A 17,889-nucleotide genomic window follows, 5' to 3' on the forward strand; every position below is an offset into this window, starting at 1 on the left:
CACTGTTCAGCCAGCATCACGCTTATTCGTTGTGGAGATTGCCGTTATGGCCAACGAACTCTATACCCGTACCAACCAGAAAATTTACTTCGCGGGTTTGTCCCTGGAAGCCCTTGGCCGTGCCGAGGAGGGGAAGGAGATGAACGCGATTGCGCTGGTTCAGGCCGGGCGTGAAGCGGCATTGTTCCACTTGTATGGTGCGTTACTGGGCTTGTGCCATGAGATCGCCGGGTTCTACCGCTTGCCTCAGGCCGGTTCGCCCCGTGCGGAAATGATCATGAGCCGTGAAGTGCTGGAAAGCATGGCGATCCCTGAGCTGGCTGAGCTGGTGGAAATGACCCAGAGCCCCGACAGCTGGGTCGCGCGTCTGCTCAAGGCCCATGCGGACATGTTCCAGCCGCCACGCATTCCCCATGTACCTAAGGGCGACGTCACTCAACCGTTGATCGTAGCGGTAGCGCTGGAAGAGGAAGAACCCAAGCCCCTGAGCCGGGAGGAGCTGGAAGGCTGGCGTCAGGAGCTGAAAAAGATGGCGTTGCGCTTTCGTGAAGGTTTGAACGAGTGCTGAACGTTGGTCGGATTCACGGCACCGTTCATCAAGCCGTAAAGAAACCTCTTCAGATCCTCAACGAAGCCGGGAGGATGACTGATATAATCCCGGCCTTTCGTGGAGAACAGACTTTTATGCCGACGTCCTTTCTGGAAATTGTTGAGTTGCCTGACGGCCGAATCGAGCTGCGCCGGGCTGAGGACGAAGGTTCTCTGGTTATTCTGGATTTTTCCGAGGACGCCAAGGTGTTCCTGCAGGGCCAGCACGTGGAAGTGGCAAAAGCCATGTTGAGCGTTGGTGTGCAGATGGCAGGTCGCCTGGCAGAAGGCGAACCGGAGAAAGAAGACGGTCCGCGCGTTCTTCACTGAGTGTGGCAAGTGGGTTCGCTGTTGTGGCAAGCCCGCTCACCACAACAGGCCCCCTCTAAAGGGATAGCCTGCGGCGCACCGAATTACCCCAATCGAATATTCAAGCTCTGCGCATCGCCTGTACGTGCAGCGCTGATCAGCTGTGCCTTGGCAGTGGCATTCAGCGGATTGAGCCAGCTGACCACGGTGTGGCTACGGCCCAGGCGCAACGCTTCACAGGTCAGTTGCTGAGCGCTTTGCGTGCCACGTGGCTGCAGCAACAGGATGCGCTCGCGGTTAAGGCCTGCGTCCCGCAGCCAAGCCTGGGTCAGGCTGGCGGGCGGGGCGATCAGCGTCAACCAGCGTGCATCCTGTTCTTCGCTCAGGTCGCGAAGGATCGGCGCCAGCAGACTCAGGCAGCTCCCGGCCGCACCGCGCAACGACAGTTCACTGAACGCCTCAGGTTCGGCGCTCCAGGGCGCCTCGACCGTTTCCTTGAGGATGGGCGCAAGGGGTTGGGCCATAAAGGCCTCGAACAGCGACAGTTGTGTGTGTTGGGGTGTGTGCACGAGCTGCATGATGCCTCCTTTAGCGGCGAATGACGCCGACGCTCAGGCCTTCGATCACCAGGTCCTGATCTTTCAGGTTCACTTCAATCGGGGCGAACTCAGGGTTCTCGGCCAGGAGCCAGACCTTGCTGCCTTCGCGCTTGAAGCGTTTGACGGTGACTTCATCGCCGATACGGGCGACGACGATCTGGCCATTACGGGCTTCGCGGGTAGTATGGACGGCCAGCAGGTCGCCATCGAAAATGCCCACGTCCTTCATGCTCATGCCATGTACCCGCAACAGGTAGTCGGCACGCGGATGGAAGAAGGTCGGGTTGATGTTGCAGGACTCCTCGACGTGCTGCTGCGCCAGGATCGGCGCACCGGCGGCTACGCGACCGATGATTGGCAGTGTCGATTCGTCGGCCTTGGCTTCAAAGCCAGGGATACGGATGCCCCGCGAAGCACCCGGGGTCATCTCGATCGCGCCTTTGCGAGCGAGGGCCTTGAGGTGTTCTTCGGCGGCGTTGGGGGACTTGAATCCCAGTTCCAGCGCTATTTCCGCTCGCGTCGGCGGATAGCCGTTGTCATCGAGGCAGCGCTTGATAAAAGCCAGAATCTCAGCTTGGCGTGGCGTCAGTTTTAGCATGTTGATCGCTCTGTCTTTTTATACAGTGACTGGGATTATATACAGTGAACTGCGCTTGGCAATCATCCTTTTCTACGACGCCGCCGGACGGTCATTCGTTAGCTGTCCTACAAAGCAGAGATGGCACTGCCTACAGACCTGGGAGTCTGTGATTAAATAGCGATGAAATAGATGACTGCCCGGCCGGAAAGCGAACTTGCAGGCTTGACAAGACACACCCTGAAACGTATGTTTCAAACAAGTGTTTGTCAGGCGGAGTATCCATGGCCCAGTCGGAAACCGTTGAACGCATTCTCGATGCTGCTGAGCAATTGTTCGCGGAAAAAGGATTTGCTGAAACTTCATTGCGGCTGATCACCAGCAAAGCCGGGGTCAATCTCGCCGCAGTGAACTACCATTTCGGCTCAAAAAAGGCCCTGATCCAGGCGGTGTTCTCGCGCTTCCTGGGGCCGTTCTGTGCGAGCCTCGACCGTGAACTCGAGCGCCGCCAGGCCAAGGCTGACCACAAGCCCACCCTGGAAGACCTGCTGGAAATGCTCGTGGAGCAAGCGCTGGTGGTTCAACCGCGCAGCGGCAACGATCTGTCGATCTTCATGCGCCTGTTGGGCCTGGCATTCAGCCAGAGCCAGGGCCACTTGCGGCGTTACCTGGAAGACATGTACGGCAAGGTCTTCCGCCGCTATATGTTGCTGGTGAACGAAGCTGCCCCGCGTATTCCGCCTATCGAACTGTTCTGGCGCGTGCACTTTATGCTCGGTGCGGCCGCATTCAGCATGTCCGGGATCAAGGCGTTGCGTGCGATTGCCGAGACCGATTTCGGCGTGAATACCTCCATTGAGCAGGTCATGCGCCTGATGGTGCCGTTCCTTGCCGCCGGAATGCGTGCTGAAACCGGCGTGACCGACTCGGCCATGGCGGCCGCCCAATTGCGCCCACGCAGCAAATCCGCGCCAGCTCCCGCCAAGGTTTGACCGCTCCGGGTGTGCGCGACCGCTTGCATCCGCTAAGCTAGCCGCCCATGCCGAATTCAGCTATTTACTCGCAACCTGTTGTTCTCACTGCGCCTGGTGAGGGCCGCGGGTTGTGTGCGTTATTTAAGGAAGGTTTATGACTGCTGCCCTGCAAGGTTCTTTGATGGTCGACGTGGCTGGCACTTGGCTGACGGCCGAGGATCGTCACCTGTTGCGCCAGCCTGAAGTCGGTGGCCTGATCATTTTTGCACGCAATATCGAGCATCCACGCCAGGTGCGGGAATTGAGCGCGGCGATTCGTGCGGTGCGCCCGGACCTGCTGCTGGCGGTCGACCAGGAAGGCGGTCGTGTGCAACGCCTGCGCCAGGGCTTTGTGCGCCTGCCGGCCATGCGCGCGTTGGCGGACAACCCCAACGCCGAGTACCTGGCCGAGCAATGCGGCTGGATTATGGCCACTGAAGTACTGGCGGTCGGCCTGGACCTGAGTTTCGCCCCGGTGCTGGACCTGGACTACCAGCGCAGCGCCGTGGTCGGCACCCGTTCCTTCGAAGGCGATCCCGAGCGCGCGGCTGTGCTTGCCGGAGCCTTTATCCGTGGCATGAACAGCGCCGGCATGGCCGCCACCGGTAAACACTTCCCAGGCCATGGCTGGGCCGAGGCCGATTCCCACGTCGCGATTCCCAATGACGAACGCAGCCTGGAACAGATTCGGGCCAATGACCTGGTGCCTTTCGCACGCCTGAGCAAGCAGTTGGCGGCAGTGATGCCAGCGCATGTTATCTACCCGCAGGTGGATGTGCAGCCCGCCGGCTTCTCACGCCGCTGGTTGCAGGACATCCTGCGCGGCGAGTTGCAGTTCGATGGGGTGATTTTCAGCGATGACCTGTCGATGGCCGGTGCCCATGTGGTCGGCGACGCGGCCAGTCGGATCGAGGCGGCGCTGACCGCCGGTTGCGACATGGGGCTGGTGTGCAACGACCGTGCGGCGGCTGAACTGGCACTCATTGCGGCCCAGCGGATGAAGGTTACGCCGTCGGCAAGAATTGCACGTATGCGCGGCCAGGCGATTGCTTCGACGGACTACAAGCAAGATCCACGTTGGTTGACGGCCCTGGCTGCTCTGAGAGCCGCTCAACTCATCGACTGATGCTACGGATTTACGCGGTGTTGGATAAGACGGTATCTATGGGGCGCGTCAGGTATGTTTTTCAGCGCTTTTCCTGCTTATTAGGCAGCGGCGCAAACAACGCCTCGATATCGTCGTTGCCCAGTTGCCAATCCCCCGTCGTACGTCCATCCAGCACGCCCGCCGCCAGGTCGGATTTTTCCTTCTGCAGGTGCTGGATTTTCTCCTCCACCGTGCCCCGCGCGATCATCTTGTACACGAACACCGGCTTCTCCTGGCCGATGCGGTACGCACGGTCGGTGGCCTGGTTTTCGGTGGCCGGGTTCCACCAAGGGTCGTAGTGAATCACGGTGTCAGCTTCGGTCAGGTTCAGGCCCACACCGCCTGCCTTCAGGCTGATCAGAAAAATCTGCAACTTGCCGCTCTGGAAATCCTTCACGGGGGTGCGCCGATCGCGGGTCTGGCCCGTCAGCAGGGCGTAGGCGACACCGCGTTTTTTAAGCTCGGCTTCGATCAGGCTCAACATCGAGGTGAACTGGGAAAACAGCAGGATCCGACGACCTTCCTCAAACAGCTCTTCGAGCATTTCCATCAGGCTGTCGAGCTTGCCCGAGGTGCTGCCACGGGCGGGCAGGGTGGCGTCGTTGACCAGGCGCAGGTCGCAGCACACTTGGCGTAGCTTGAGCAGCGCTTCAAGAATGATGATCTGGCTGCGCGCTACGCCTTTGAGGGTGATTTCGTCACGGACCTTCTTATCCATGGCCAGGCGCATGGTCTCGTACACATCGCGCTGGGCTTCATTGAGGTCGACCCAGTGAATGATCTCGGTCTTGGGCGGCAATTCCGTGGCCACCTGTTCCTTGGTACGGCGCAGCAGGAAGGGTTTGATCCGACCATTGAGGTGCTGCAGTCGTACCTCGCTGGCGCGTTTTTCGATGGGAACGCGGTAGTCGCGGTTAAAGCTTTTGACGTCACCCAGCCAGCCCGGCAGCAGGAAGTGGAACAGCGACCATAACTCGCCCAGGTGGTTTTCCAGCGGTGTGCCGCTCAGGCACAGGCGCTGCCGGGCATTCAGCTCGCGCGCGGCTTGGGCAGCCTTGCTGGAAGGGTTCTTGATGTACTGGGCTTCATCGAGGATCAGCACATGCAAGGGTAGGGCGGCCAGTTGTTCGATGTCCTTGGGCAGCAGCGCGTAGGTGGTCAACAGCAGGTCGTAGTCTTGCAGGCTGGCGAAGTGTTTTTTGCGCGTGGCACCGTACAGCGCCAGGACCTTGAGTTGCGGGGTGAAGTGCGCCGCTTCGTCGAGCCAGTTGGGGATCAGGCTGGTGGGCATCACCACCATGCACGGCCGGTCCAGGCGCCCGGCGATCTTTTCACTGAGGATATGCGCCAAGGTCTGTAGGGTTTTGCCCAGGCCCATGTCATCCGCAAGAATGCCGCCCACCTCCAGCTGGCGCAGCGACTGCATCCAGCTCAAACCTTCCAGTTGATAAGGCCGCAAGGTCGCGTTCAGGCCTTCGGGCGCCACACAGGTGAAGTCCTTGATGTCCCGCAGGCGCTGGGCAAAGTTGCGGATTTTCTCGCCGCCCTCCCATTGCAGGGGCAGGTCTTCCAGCGGGTTGAGGCGAATCGCGTCGGCCTTGGCCATGCGCAGCGTGGTGGTGCCGGGCTCCTGCAGGTAGAACTCACCGAGGGTGGCCAGTACCGGTTTCAAGCGGCCGTAGGGCAGAGCTACTTGCAGCGGGCCGTGACCGCCATTGGGTAGGCCGGGGATATTCACCAGGATCAGTTCGTCGTCGCGGCGCCGGGCAACTTTCTCCGGGTTGAGGATCTCGGTGTGGGAGCGCATCAGGTTGAGCAGGATCGGCAGCAGGCTCAGGCGCTCACCGTTGACGATAATCCCCAGCTCCAGGTCGAACCAGTCGCGCTCCGTGCCTTCATCGACGGTGGCGTACCAGTCGTCGACGGCGCTCAGGTCAAAACCGAAGTCTTCATCGATCTGCAGCTCCCAACCTTCTGCTCGCAGGGTCGGCGATGCATTGAGGGTGAAGTTCAGCCAGGCGCTGTCATTGACCATCTCGAACAGTTCGCCGGCGCTTTCCGGCAATGCCTTGCTCTGGCGCGTGGCGATCTTGAAACCGAGCACGCGCAGTTGCTCGCGATAGGGTTGCTCCAGCTCGGGGTGGCGCTTGATGCGCAGGCTCTGGGTTTCCTGGCGCACGATGATGTCGGCGTTCTTTTGCCCGCTGACATAGTTGCCCAAATAGTTGAACGACAGCGCCGCACGGTGCTGGATATAGCGCTGCATCTTGCCGTTGCGCGGTTCAAACGCGCTGAACTCGACGCTGGCCAGCCACAGGCGCGGCACGGGCACGACGTCTTCCATCACCACCTGCGGCAACACTACGCGGTTATCCAGCACGGCCTGGAGCTTTTCCAGTAACTCGGCATCCTGGGCGGCTGCCGGGTAGGCCAGGGTTTCCTGGACCTTGAGCAGCACCGCCGCGATGTGTTTGCAGTTGGTGTGCACCGGGCAGGTACAGCGGCTGTCCACCAGGATCAGCGCGCCCTTGGCCGATTCGCGCAATGAGATGGTCTGCCGGTAAACGTTGCCCCCCGAGCCTTCGCAACTGGCGATGATGGTGCTGTCGCCGGACTCGACGATGCGCACACGGTTTTCCAGGGCGTAGCGTCGCCCGCGCTCCAGGCTTTGCTCTTTGAAGCGATTGGCCCACGAAGGGGCCAGGGGTTTGGTCAGCGACGACGTCAGGGGCATGGCGCTGGATCAGTCCTGAATGTCGGGCGGGGGGGCGCTGGGTGGCTTGGCGGTCAGCGAAGTGATCTTGATCAACAGTGCCAGGTGGCCGCCGTCCAGGTAGTTGAGCTGGTTGTTCTTGGTGCGCACGTCTTTCTGGCTCAGGTGTTCGCTGGCCACCACGCTGCCGTTGCTGTCGAACGTGTTGAGCCAAAAGTCCGCATCGATATCCGTGAAACGCCCCAGTTGCAGGCTCAACACCCCCTCGATGGGGAACTGGCCGAACTGCTCCTGGCCGTCGGTGATCGCGATTTTGACCGGCTGCTCGCCGAGGTTCTGTTCCCAGGCCTTGTGCGCCAGCACGGTGAAGCTGTTATCGGCGTTGAGTTTGTCGACGATATTGTTCAAGCGCGGCGGGCTCAGTCTGTCGCCCAACCGCTGCGCGCCTTCATCCCAGTTTTCCGGCGCAGCGCGGCTGTTGAGCGCCGGCTCCGCGTTCTGGCGTATCAGGATCATTTCCACCTGGTACGGACTGTCGGCAAATGCCGAAGGCGCGAATACCACCAATAACAGGCTCAGAATGCGGAACAGGCGCATTGGGGCGTCCTTCAAACAGATTTCGGGATGAGGCGCTCGAACAGCGCCTCCAATGTATTAAAGCGTTCTTCGGCACGTTCCATCGGCACCATGAACTTGAACAGCGTAGCCCCTTCGAACTTGTAGCGGTTGGGCTGGCCCTGGATCAACTTGATCAGCACCAGTGGGTCCACCGGTGTCTGCGCTTCGAACTCGATACGCCCGCCCTGGGGCCCGGCGTCGACTTTCTTGATCCCAAGCTGCTCGGCCTGCAATTTGAGCAGGGTCAGGCGCACCAGGTTCTTGGTCGGTTCGGGCAGCAGGCCGAAGCGGTCGATCATCTCCACCTGCAGGTCCTTGAGGCCTTCTTCGTCGGTGGCCGAGGCGATGCGCTTGTACAGGATCAGCCGTGCATGCACATCCGGCAGGTAGTCTTCGGGGATTAACGCCGGCAAGCGCAGGTTGATTTCCGGGCCGCCGCCCAGGGGTTGATCGAGGTTCGGCTGCTCGCCCTTGCGGATGGCTTTCACCGCGCGTTCAAGCATCTCCATATACAAGGTGAAGCCGACTGCCTGGATCTGCCCGCTCTGGCCATCGCCCAGCAGTTCGCCTGCGCCGCGGATTTCCAGGTCATTGGTGGCCAGGACAAAACCGGCGCCCAGGTCCTGGGTGTTGGCGATCGCTTCCAGGCGCTTTTCGGCGTCCCCGGTGATCTGTTGGCGGGGCGGCGTCAGCAGGTAGGCATACGCCTGGTGGTGACTGCGCCCAACCCGGCCGCGCAGCTGGTGCAGTTGGGCCAGGCCGAACTTGTCCGCCCGTTCGATGATGATGGTGTTGGCACTCGGCACGTCGATGCCGGTCTCGATGATGGTCGAGGCGATCAGCACGTTGAAGCGCTTGTGGTAGAAGTCGCTCATCACCTGTTCGAGATCGCGTTCGCGCATCTGCCCATGGCCGATGGCAATACGTGCTTCCGGCACCAGTTCGGCAAGGTCGGCGGCGCATTTCTCGATGGTTTTTACGTCGTTGTGCAGGTAGTACACCTGGCCGCCGCGCAGCAATTCCCGCAGCAGCGCTTCCTTGACCGTGCTTTTGTTCTGCTCCATGACGAAGGTGCGCACCGACAGGCGCCGTGCCGGTGGTGTGGCGATGATCGACAGGTCGCGCATGCCCGACACGGCCATGTTCAGCGTGCGCGGAATCGGCGTGGCGGTGAGGGTGAGGATGTCGACTTCACTGCGCAGGGCCTTGAGCTGTTCTTTTTGACGCACGCCGAAGCGGTGTTCTTCGTCGATGATCACCAGGCCCAGGTTCTTGATCTTTACATCGTCCGACAGCAGCTTGTGCGTACCGATCACGATGTCGATCTTGCCTTCGGCAAGGTCGGCGACGGCGGCATTCACTTCCTTGGCGGACTTGAAGCGGCTCATCACTTCCACGGTCACCGGCCAGTCGGCAAAGCGGTCGCGGAAGCTGTTGTAGTGTTGCTGGGCGAGCAGGGTGGTCGGCACCAGGATCGCCACTTGCTTGCCGCCGTGTACAGCAATGAAGGCGGCGCGCATGGCCACTTCGGTCTTGCCGAAGCCCACGTCGCCGCAGACCAGGCGGTCCATCGGCTTGGGCGCGAGCATGTCGGCGCGCACCGCTTCGATGGTGGTTTGCTGGTCCGGGGTTTCTTCGAAGGCGAAGCCGGCGCTGAAGGTGGCATAGTCGGCTTTTGGGTCGGCGAAGGCATACCCTTCGCGCGCCGCACGACGGGCATAGATGTCGAGCAGTTCAGCGGCGACATCGCGCACCTGTTCGGCGGCCTTGCGCTTGGCTTTCTGCCAGGTCTCGGAACCCAGGCGGTGCAGCGGCGCCAGGGCGTCGTCGCTGCCGGTGTAGCGGGCGATCAAGTGCAGGTTCGCCACTGGCACGTAGAGCTTGGCGCCCTCGGCGTATTCCATGGTGAGGAATTCGGCGGCCTGGTTGTCGATCTCCAGGGTCTGCAGGCCGAGGTAGCGGCCGACGCCGTGGTCGATATGCACCACCGGCGCGCCTTCGCGCAGTTCCGTGAGGTTTTTGATCACCGCGTCGTTGTTGGCGTCGGCGCGTTTTTCACGGCGACGACGTTGCATCACGCGCTGGCCGAACAGTGGGCTCTCGGCGATCAGCGCCAAGGCCGGGTCATCCAGCAGCAGGCCCTCGTCCAATGGCGCGATGGTGATCGCCAGGCGCTCTTTGCTGGCGACAAAATCCGGCCAGCTGTCGACGGTTTTCGGCCGCAGCTTCAGGCGTTCCAGCAGTTCCAGCAGCACTTCACGGCGCCCGGCGGACTCGGCGGTGAACAGCACGCGGCCGGGGAAGTCGCCGAGGAAGTTCGAGAGTGCTTCCAGTGGTTGCGTGGCTTTGGCCTGGATTGCCAGGTCCGGCAGCGTCGCCGCAGGGAAACGTTCGCGGCCGCTGCCGGCGTCCACATCCTGCTGGCTGGCGACCACGCGCGGCCAGTTTTTCAGGCGGGCGAAGCAGTCTTCCACCGGCAGGAACAGCTCGGCGGGCGGCAATAGAGGACGGGAGGGATCGACGCGGCGCTCTTCATAGCGGTTGCGCACGTCGTTCCAGAAGTTTTCTGCGGCTTGCTCGATGCCCGGCAGCGAGAACACTTGGGTGTCCTGGGGCAGGTAGTCGAACAGGGTCGAGGTTTCGTCGAAGAACAGCGGCAGGTAGTACTCGATGCCCGCCGGGGTAATCCCGCTGCTCAAGTCCTGGAAGATCGGGCAGCGACGGAAGTCCACATCAAAGCGTTCCCGGAAGCGTGCCTTGAAGCGCGTGACTGCGTCCTTTTGCAGCGGGAATTCCCGTGCCGGCAGCAGCTTGATGGACTCGACCTTGTCGATGGACCGCTGGTTTTCCGGATCGAAGGTGCGCAGGGTCTCGATTTCGTCATCGAACAGGTCGATGCGGTACGGCAACTTGCTGCCCATCGGGAACAGGTCGATCAGTGCACCACGCACGGCGAATTCACCGTGCTCATACACCGTGTCGACGCAGCGGTAGCCGCTGGCTTCCAGGCGCGTGCGCATCTGCTCCACGTCGAGCTTCTGGCCGATATCCAGCACCAGGCTGCTGCCCAGCAGGAACTTGGTCGGCGCCAGGCGGTGCAGGGCGGTGGTGATCGGCACCACCAAAACGCCGTGGGCCAGTTCCGGCAGGCGGTACAGGCTGGCGATACGCTGGGAGATGATGTCCTGGTGCGGCGAGAACAGGTCGTAGGGCAGGGTTTCCCAGTCGGGAAAATGCAGCACCGGCAAATCGGGGGCGAAGAAGCTCAGCTCCTGCTCCAGCCGTTCGGCGCTTTGGCTGTCGGCGGTGAGCAGCAGGGTAAAGCGCTTGGCTGCGCTGGCAGCCTCGGCAATGGCCAGGCTCAGGGCTGCACCGGGCAGATTGCCCCAGTGCTGTTTACCTGCCGCGGCAGGGAGAAGCGGTAGACGCAGAACGGGCACGGAAGGTTGAGCTCCAAGCGTTGCGACAAAGTCGGTAATTGTAACGGCCCGAGGTGCCGCCTGTCAGTTGCTGACTGAGCCTATTACGGTTTGTAGGAAATGTAGTGGCTAAGACAAACAAAGCGGCCTTTTGACTCATTATGTAGTGCCGTTTTGCACGGATGTTTCGGAGAGTTACGGACAAGTTGGGGGCAGTGCGCCATTGGTGGCCTTCTGAAACCCGCGTGTTTCCTGGCCTGTAGCGGGGTGGTATTTTTTTGCAAGGGCTTTTTGTTGGGGTTGGCGCATTGCTCAACGGGCGGTCGGACGACATAATGTAGCCCCTTTTTTCAGCCCCTACATGTGGAAGGTTCCCGTGACTCAGAAGCCCGACCAGTGTCTTGGTGAATGGATCGACCGTGAAGCACTCGCAGAAGCGATGATCCCGCTTATCGGTCAGCTGTACCGCAATAACAATGTGGTGAGCTCGATCTATGGCCGCAGCCTGATCAACCAATCAGTCATCGCGATTCTCAAGGCGCATCGCTTTGCTCGCCATCGTTCTGCCGACGACAGCGAACTCTCCGTCCACGAAACATTCCCCCTGCTCAAAGCCATGAGCGAGCTCAAGCTCGGCGCGGCTTCGGTAGACCTGGGCAAGCTGGCCTACAAATTCCGCAAGGAAGGCGCCGGCCGTACCGCCGAGCAGTTCGTGCGTGAAGAAATGGCCGATGTGGTTGGCCAGCAAAACGCCGCTGCCCGCAAAGGCACCGACGTTGTCCTGTACGGCTTCGGTCGTATCGGCCGCCTGCTGGCGCGCATCCTGATCGAAAAAACCGGTGGCGGCGACGGCCTGCGCCTGCGTGCCATCGTGGTGCGCAAAGGCGCCGAGAACGACCTGACCAAACGCGCCAGCCTGCTGCGCCGCGATTCGGTACACGGTTCGTTCAACGGCACCATCACCATCGACGAAGAAAACAACACCATCACCGCCAACGGTAACCTGATCCAGGTGATCTACGCGAAGAACCCGACCGAGGTGGATTACACCCAGTACGGCATCAAGGACGCCCTGCTGGTGGACAACACCGGTGTATGGCGTGATGCCGAAGGCCTGGGCCAGCACCTGACGTGCCCGGGTATCGATCGTGTCGTGCTGACCGCGCCTGGCAAAGGCAAGCTCAAGAACATCGTGCACGGCATCAACCACGGCGAAATTACCGCTGACGACAAGATCGTGTCCGCCGCTTCCTGCACCACCAACGCCATCGTGCCGGTGCTCAAGGCTGTGAATGACAAGTTCGGCATCGTTAACGGCCACGTTGAAACCGTTCACTCGTACACCAACGACCAGAACCTGATCGACAACTTCCACAAGGGCGATCGCCGTGGCCGCAGCGCCGCGCTGAACATGGTCATCACCGAGACCGGTGCTGCCACCGCCGCTGCCAAGGCCCTGCCTGAGCTGGCCGGCAAGCTGACCGGTAACGCGATCCGTGTGCCGACGCCGAACGTGTCGATGGCCATTCTCAACCTGAACCTTGAGAAAGCCGCTACCCGTGAAGAGATGAACGAGTACCTGCGCTACATGGCGCTGCACTCCGATCTGCATAAGCAAATCGACTTCGTCAATTCCCAGGAAGTGGTGTCCACCGACTTCGTTGGCTCGCGCCACGCCGGTGTGGTGGACGCGGAAGCGACCATTACCCAGGACAACCGCGTTGTACTGTACGTCTGGTACGACAACGAGTTCGGCTATAGCTGCCAGGTGGTTCGCGTGATGGAAGACATGGCTGGGGTTAACCCGCCAGCGTTTCCGCGCTAAGCATCTGCGTTGAATGAAAAAGCCCCGACTGGTTCGGGGCTTTTTTATGGCTGCAGGTTTTGTGTTGTCGATCAGGGCCTCATCGGGAGCAAGCTCCCTCCCACATTTGAATGTATTCACACGTCGAAAGGTGGGAGGGGGCCTGCCCCCGATAGCGGTCGTTCAGTGGATGCATGCCTCACTGGTGGGCCATTTTCATTTCAGCAGTTTGCCGCGCAACTCATCAGACAAACCCTTGGGCGCCAGCCAGATGCCCAGGTAGGCCCTTGCCAGCGCGTCATTGCTGCTGCTGAACACCACCTGCCCATTGATCTCCAAATTCAGGCCACGACCTGGCCGAAAATCCAGGGCATAACGATCCCCGTTACGGATATTGTGAAAGCGCGCATGCAGCTGATCCAACTCGGGCTTCAATCGAGCACTGGTTTGCTGGCGCTCCAACGTCGCCGTGGCGGCCTTGATCACATCCTTGCGGTCGATGTTGCGAAAGTAATACAGCACCAGGCGCAGATCCTTTTGTTGTGCCCAGGCCTGTCTGGCGCTCACATCCGCAGAGGCATACAGTCCGGCGGCGTAAACATCCGCCCAGAGATAGTTGAACACCGCCTGGTTTTTCAGCGTCAGTCCCTCAGCCTGCGCCGGGAAGCCCGCTTGCTTGAGTCGCTCCGCTTCATTGGCGTGCGCTGTGATCGACACCATCAGCATCAAACAAAAAAATAGTTGTCGCATAATGGCTCATCCTGAAATCGGCGCTGATTTGCGTCATGTAGTATGGCAAAACTGGCCTACGACGCGACCAAGGGTTAATGTGCGCGGCGTTGAGCCTTATATAGACTGTGCCCCGGCTCACACACTTGAGCCAAATTGTCCTTCATGACCGCTGGCCGCGGCATGATTTAGCCAGGCGCCCAACCGTGCGCCTGGCCTGTTCTGAGGAGTACGCATGGCTGTCTACAACTACGACGTGGTGGTACTGGGTTCCGGCCCGGCTGGAGAAGGTGCGGCGATGAACGCCGCGAAGGCAGGGCGCAAGGTGGCGATGGTCGATAGCCGTCGCCAGGTCGGCGGTAACTGCACCCACCTGGGTACCATCCCGTCCAAGGCTTTGCGTCACTCGGTGCGCCAGATCATGCAGTTCAACACCAACCCGATGTTCCGGGCGATTGGTGAGCCGCGCTGGTTCTCGTTCCCGGACGTGCTGAAAAGCGCCGAGAAGGTCATCTCCAAGCAAGTCGCTTCGCGTACCGGGTACTACGCCCGTAACCGTGTCGACCTGTTCTTCGGCACCGGCAGCTTCGCCGACGAGCAAACCGTCGAAGTGGTGTGTGCCAACGGCGTGGTCGAGACGCTGGTGGCCAAGCACATCATCATCGCCACCGGTTCGCGCCCATATCGCCCGGCGGATATCGATTTCCACCACCCGCGTATCTACGATAGCGACACCATCCTCAGCCTGGGCCATACCCCGCGCAAACTGATCATCTACGGCGCCGGTGTGATCGGCTGTGAATACGCCTCGATCTTCAGCGGCCTGGGTGTACTGGTGGAACTGGTGGACAACCGCGACCAGTTGCTGAGCTTCCTCGACTCGGAAATTTCCCAGGCGTTGAGTTACCACTTCAGCAACAACAACATCACCGTGCGTCACAACGAAGAGTACGAGCGGGTTGAAGGCCTGGACAACGGCGTGATCCTGCACCTCAAGTCCGGCAAGAAGATCAAGGCCGACGCCTTGTTGTGGTGCAACGGCCGTACCGGCAACACCGACAAGCTGGGCATGGAAAACATCGGGGTCAAGGTCAACAACCGTGGCCAGATCGAAGTCGACGAGAACTACCGCACCTGCGTGACCAACATCTACGGTGCCGGTGACGTGATCGGCTGGCCAAGCCTGGCCAGTGCGGCGCATGACCAGGGCCGTTCGGCCGCTGGCAGCATCGTCGACAACGGCAGCTGGCGTTATGTGAACGACGTGCCCACCGGGATCTACACGATTCCCGAGATCAGCTCGATCGGCAAGAACGAGCACGAACTGACCAAGGCCAAGGTGCCTTACGAAGTGGGTAAGGCGTTCTTCAAGAGCATGGCGCGTGCGCAGATCGCCGGTGAGCCGCAAGGCATGCTGAAGATTCTGTTCCACCGCGAAACCCTGGAAGTCCTCGGCGTGCATTGCTTCGGCTACCAGGCCTCTGAGATCGTGCACATCGGCCAGGCGATCATGAACCAGCCGGGTGAGCAAAATACCCTCAAGTATTTTGTGAACACCACGTTCAACTACCCGACCATGGCCGAAGCCTATCGGGTAGCGGCCTACGACGGCCTCAACCGGCTTTTTTGAGCGGCTCCGGCCGGTGGCCTGAGCCGGCCGGGGAGACCGATTTCAGTAATTCTCGAGGGTGGCAGTGGCCAAACCGGGAAAGTCTGTAATCAGGCTATCTACGCCGAAGTCGGCGAGCCTGCGCATCAGCGCAGGTTCGTTGACCGTCCACACGGACACGTGCAGGCCCTGGCGCTGGGCTTTTTCCAGACGTTCGGGGGTGCACAACGTCCAGTTCAACGCCAGAATCTCACAACCATAGTTCTGCGCGACCTTCAACGGGTCGAGCCAGGCATATTCGGCGACCAGTCCGCGTGACAGGTCGGGGGTGAGTTCAACCGCTGCTTTCAACACTTCCCGCGAGCTTGAGGTCACGGTGACTTTGTCCATCAGGCCGAAGCGTACGGCCATCTCACGAATTGCCAGCACGGTGGTCGCGGCGCGGGTGCGCGAGGCGCTTTTGACTTCCAGTTGCCAGTGATCGAAGTCGCACTGTTCGAACAATTCTTCCAGGCGTGGAATCGGGCAAGGCTTGACCCAGCCCGGGCCGCCCTTGCGCGCGTCCATCTTGACCAGGTCTGCCGCCGAATACTCGACGACTTTGCCGCGTCGGTCGGCGGTGCGCTTGAGGGTTGGGTCGTGGATGACCATCAGCTCGCCGTCCATGGACAGGTGCAAATCCAGTTCGCAGCGGCGTACACCGTGCTTGAGGCACTCCTGGAAGCTGGTCAGGGTGTTTTCCGGTGCTTCGCCTTTGGCACCGCGGTGGCCGTAGATCAGGGTCACAGTTGCTCCTTTACGCCAGGTTGTCTGGCGGGGTAAATACGAATTCAGGTGTCCTGGGCGTCGCTCTGTTCCCGCGCCAGGCGCCGTTCCTGCGCCTGTTTCTGCAGGATGTAGCGTGCCAGCAGCTGGCGTTGGGCATCGGTCATGGCTGCGAATTCCGTGCCGATGTCAAAGCCTGTGCCCTTGGGATCGCAATGGGTGACCCGCGCGCGCAGCAGCAGGCCGAGCGCCTGGGGCATCAGCACCAGCTTGACCGCCAGGTTCGCACCCACCGTCAGGGGGGAGGGGTGTTGGAAATCGATGCCGCCCTCGGAAATGATCACCGGCTGCGGGGCGCCGACCTCATCCAGCAGGCCGCGGGCCATGATTTGGCTGAGCAAATCCAGGCGTTTGTTCTGCACGCGGAGAAAGGCGACGAGGGTGCGATCCTTCTCGCTGAGCTGGCGCAGCAGGTGCTGGGCTTCAAATTCGCTCAGGTGCAGTTCACTGAGCAGATTGAACAGCGGTGAATCATCCAGCAACACTTCCTTGCTCGCCGCTTCGGGGGCAGACAGGCTTTTGATTTGGAGTGCGATCATGTCGTCGATACGGTAGTATTCGCGGCGCTCTTCTTCATCTAATGTCGACATGGCGAACCCCAGGTAACGGTAATGGTCTGAGTGTAAAGCTGCTTACCAGACCCCGCCACCGGGACGTCTTCTTTTCCTCCGAACAAGCCCCGACATGTTCAGACCTCTCTTCGTATTTATTGGCACGCGTTATACCCGTGCAAAGCGTCGCAATCATTTTGTGTCGTTCATTTCCTTGACCTCGATGATCGGTCTCGCCCTTGGCGTGGTCGTGATGATCGTGGTGCTGTCGGTGATGAACGGCTTCGATCATGAGATGCGCACCCGCGTGCTGGGCATGGTGCCCCACGCGACCATCGAGGGCGATGCGCCCATCAGCGACTGGCAAAGCCTGGCCGCCAAGGTCAAGCAGAACCCCAAGGTAGTGGCCGTCGCGCCGTTTACCCAGATGCAGGGGCTGCTGACCAATGACGGCAAGGTGCAGAAAATCCTGCTCAATGCCATCGACCCGGCCCAGGAACGCAACGTCTCGATCATCGATAAGTTCATGTTGCAGGGCAAACTCGACGATCTGGCCCCCGGCAGTTTTGGCATTGTCATCGGTGACAAGGCAGCGGCCAAACTCGGCGTGGGCATCGGCGACAAGCTGACCTTCGTCGCCCCGGAAGTCACCGTGACGCCGGCCGGCATGTTCCCGCGCATGAAGCGCTTTACCGTGGTCGGTACCTTCCACGTCGGCGCCGGCGAGATCGACGGCTACCTCGGCCTGACCAACCTCACCGACCTGGCCCGCCTGCATCGCTGGCAGCCGGACCAGGTGCAGGGCCTGCGCTTGAAGTTCAACGACCTGTTCGATGCCCCGCGCGGCGCCTGGGAAATCGCCCAGCACCTGGGTGAAAGCCAGTACTACGCCCGCGACTGGACCCGCACCCACGGCAACCTGTACCAGGCCATCCGCATGGAAAAAGCCATGATCGGCCTGCTGTTGCTGCTGATCGTCGCCGTTGCCGCCTTCAACATCATCTCCACCCTGGTGATGGTGGTGAATGACAAGAAAGGCGACATCGCCATCCTGCGCACCCTGGGCGCCACGCCGGGGCAGATCATGGCGATCTTCATGGTGCAGGGCACCGTGATTGGCGTGGTCGGCACCTTGATCGGTACCGCGGTAGGCATTTTGGCCGCGCTGAACGTCAGCGCCGCCATCGCCTTGCTTGAAAAGGTGATCGGCCACAAGTTCCTCAACGCCGACGTCTACTTCATCGATTACCTGCCGTCCCAGGTGCAAGCCCAGGACGTGCTGATGGTCGGCGGCGCCGCGTTGGTCCTGAGTTTCCTTGCCACCCTGTATCCAGCCTGGCGCGCGGCACGTACCCAGCCAGCACAGGCCTTACGTTATGAGTGAATCG

General features: G+C 60.8%; 15 protein-coding genes. 7 read left to right on the forward strand and 8 right to left on the reverse strand.

What is annotated here, in order from left to right; translation table 11 throughout:
- Window positions 1-46: 46 nt before the first annotated feature.
- Both FBY10_RS04750 and FBY10_RS04755 read left to right on the forward strand, forming a co-directional pair.
- Window positions 47-568 (forward strand): DUF6586 family protein, encoded by a 522-nt coding sequence (locus FBY10_RS04750; protein WP_131698940.1) that lies wholly within the window; start codon window positions 47-49, stop codon window positions 566-568.
- Window positions 569-684: 116 nt separating this feature from the next.
- Window positions 685-918, forward strand: a complete 234-nt coding sequence (locus FBY10_RS04755; RefSeq protein WP_010212068.1) for a hypothetical protein — start codon at window positions 685-687, stop codon at window positions 916-918.
- An 83-nt stretch (window positions 919-1,001) separates the two neighbouring features.
- Here the strand turns inward: FBY10_RS04755 and sulA are convergent, their stop codons facing one another.
- Both sulA and lexA read right to left on the reverse strand, forming a co-directional pair.
- Window positions 1,002-1,475, reverse strand: coding sequence for an SOS-induced cell division inhibitor SulA (sulA, locus tag FBY10_RS04760; RefSeq protein ID WP_131698941.1), 474 nt, complete (start codon window positions 1,473-1,475; stop codon window positions 1,002-1,004).
- Between the two features lie 10 nt (window positions 1,476-1,485).
- Window positions 1,486-2,094 (reverse strand): transcriptional repressor LexA, encoded by a 609-nt coding sequence (gene lexA / locus FBY10_RS04765; RefSeq protein WP_003172575.1) that lies wholly within the window; start codon window positions 2,092-2,094, stop codon window positions 1,486-1,488.
- A gap of 263 nt (window positions 2,095-2,357) precedes the next feature.
- Between lexA and FBY10_RS04770 the strand changes: the two genes are divergently transcribed.
- On the forward strand, window positions 2,358-3,065 hold the full coding sequence (locus tag FBY10_RS04770; protein WP_131698942.1) for a TetR/AcrR family transcriptional regulator: 708 nt from the start codon (window positions 2,358-2,360) through the stop codon (window positions 3,063-3,065).
- A 136-nt stretch (window positions 3,066-3,201) separates the two neighbouring features.
- Entirely contained in the window at window positions 3,202-4,212 is a 1,011-nt protein-coding gene (gene nagZ / locus FBY10_RS04775) for a beta-N-acetylhexosaminidase (protein WP_145334847.1), read from the forward strand.
- A gap of 61 nt (window positions 4,213-4,273) precedes the next feature.
- On the opposite strand, the gene FBY10_RS04780 is transcribed toward nagZ, so the two are convergent.
- Genes FBY10_RS04780 through mfd form a run of 3 tightly spaced genes read right to left on the reverse strand, consistent with a single transcriptional unit; the run spans window position 4,274 to window position 11,004 of the window.
- Entirely contained in the window at window positions 4,274-6,967 is a 2,694-nt protein-coding gene (locus FBY10_RS04780) for a DEAD/DEAH box helicase (protein ID WP_145334845.1), read from the reverse strand.
- A 9-nt stretch (window positions 6,968-6,976) separates the two neighbouring features.
- Window positions 6,977-7,543 (reverse strand): CsiV family protein, encoded by a 567-nt coding sequence (locus tag FBY10_RS04785; protein WP_145334843.1) that lies wholly within the window; start codon window positions 7,541-7,543, stop codon window positions 6,977-6,979.
- An 11-nt stretch (window positions 7,544-7,554) separates the two neighbouring features.
- Window positions 7,555-11,004 (reverse strand): transcription-repair coupling factor, encoded by a 3,450-nt coding sequence (gene mfd, locus FBY10_RS04790; RefSeq protein WP_145334841.1) that lies wholly within the window; start codon window positions 11,002-11,004, stop codon window positions 7,555-7,557.
- Between the two features lie 340 nt (window positions 11,005-11,344).
- Between mfd and FBY10_RS04795 the strand changes: the two genes are divergently transcribed.
- Complete coding sequence (locus FBY10_RS04795; RefSeq protein WP_131698946.1) at window positions 11,345-12,808, forward strand: glyceraldehyde-3-phosphate dehydrogenase; 1,464 nt, start codon at window positions 11,345-11,347, stop codon at window positions 12,806-12,808.
- Between the two features lie 195 nt (window positions 12,809-13,003).
- On the opposite strand, the gene FBY10_RS04800 is transcribed toward FBY10_RS04795, so the two are convergent.
- Window positions 13,004-13,537 carry a chalcone isomerase family protein gene (locus tag FBY10_RS04800; protein ID WP_145334839.1) on the reverse strand — a complete coding sequence of 178 codons (534 nt, stop codon included), beginning with the start codon at window positions 13,535-13,537 and terminating at the stop codon, window positions 13,004-13,006.
- A gap of 214 nt (window positions 13,538-13,751) precedes the next feature.
- On the opposite strand from FBY10_RS04800, the gene sthA reads away from it, so the two are divergent.
- Window positions 13,752-15,146 carry a Si-specific NAD(P)(+) transhydrogenase gene (gene sthA, locus FBY10_RS04805; RefSeq protein WP_090407744.1) on the forward strand — a complete coding sequence of 465 codons (1,395 nt, stop codon included), beginning with the start codon at window positions 13,752-13,754 and terminating at the stop codon, window positions 15,144-15,146.
- A 42-nt stretch (window positions 15,147-15,188) separates the two neighbouring features.
- Here sthA and FBY10_RS04810 read toward each other — a convergent pair whose 3' ends face one another.
- Window positions 15,189-15,911 (reverse strand): glycerophosphodiester phosphodiesterase, encoded by a 723-nt coding sequence (locus tag FBY10_RS04810; protein WP_131698948.1) that lies wholly within the window; start codon window positions 15,909-15,911, stop codon window positions 15,189-15,191.
- 44 nt (window positions 15,912-15,955) lie between these two features.
- On the reverse strand, window positions 15,956-16,540 hold the full coding sequence (locus tag FBY10_RS04815; RefSeq protein ID WP_131698949.1) for a PilZ domain-containing protein: 585 nt from the start codon (window positions 16,538-16,540) through the stop codon (window positions 15,956-15,958).
- A 94-nt stretch (window positions 16,541-16,634) separates the two neighbouring features.
- Between FBY10_RS04815 and FBY10_RS04820 the strand changes: the two genes are divergently transcribed.
- The gene (locus tag FBY10_RS04820; RefSeq protein ID WP_027604228.1) at window positions 16,635-17,885 is read left to right on the forward strand and encodes a lipoprotein-releasing ABC transporter permease subunit; all 1,251 of its coding nucleotides are present in this window, start codon (window positions 16,635-16,637) and stop codon (window positions 17,883-17,885) included.
- Window positions 17,886-17,889 lie beyond the last annotated feature (4 nt).

It is taken from the genome of Pseudomonas sp. SJZ103 (assembly GCF_007828335.1).
GTDB lineage: Bacteria > Pseudomonadota > Gammaproteobacteria > Pseudomonadales > Pseudomonadaceae > Aquipseudomonas.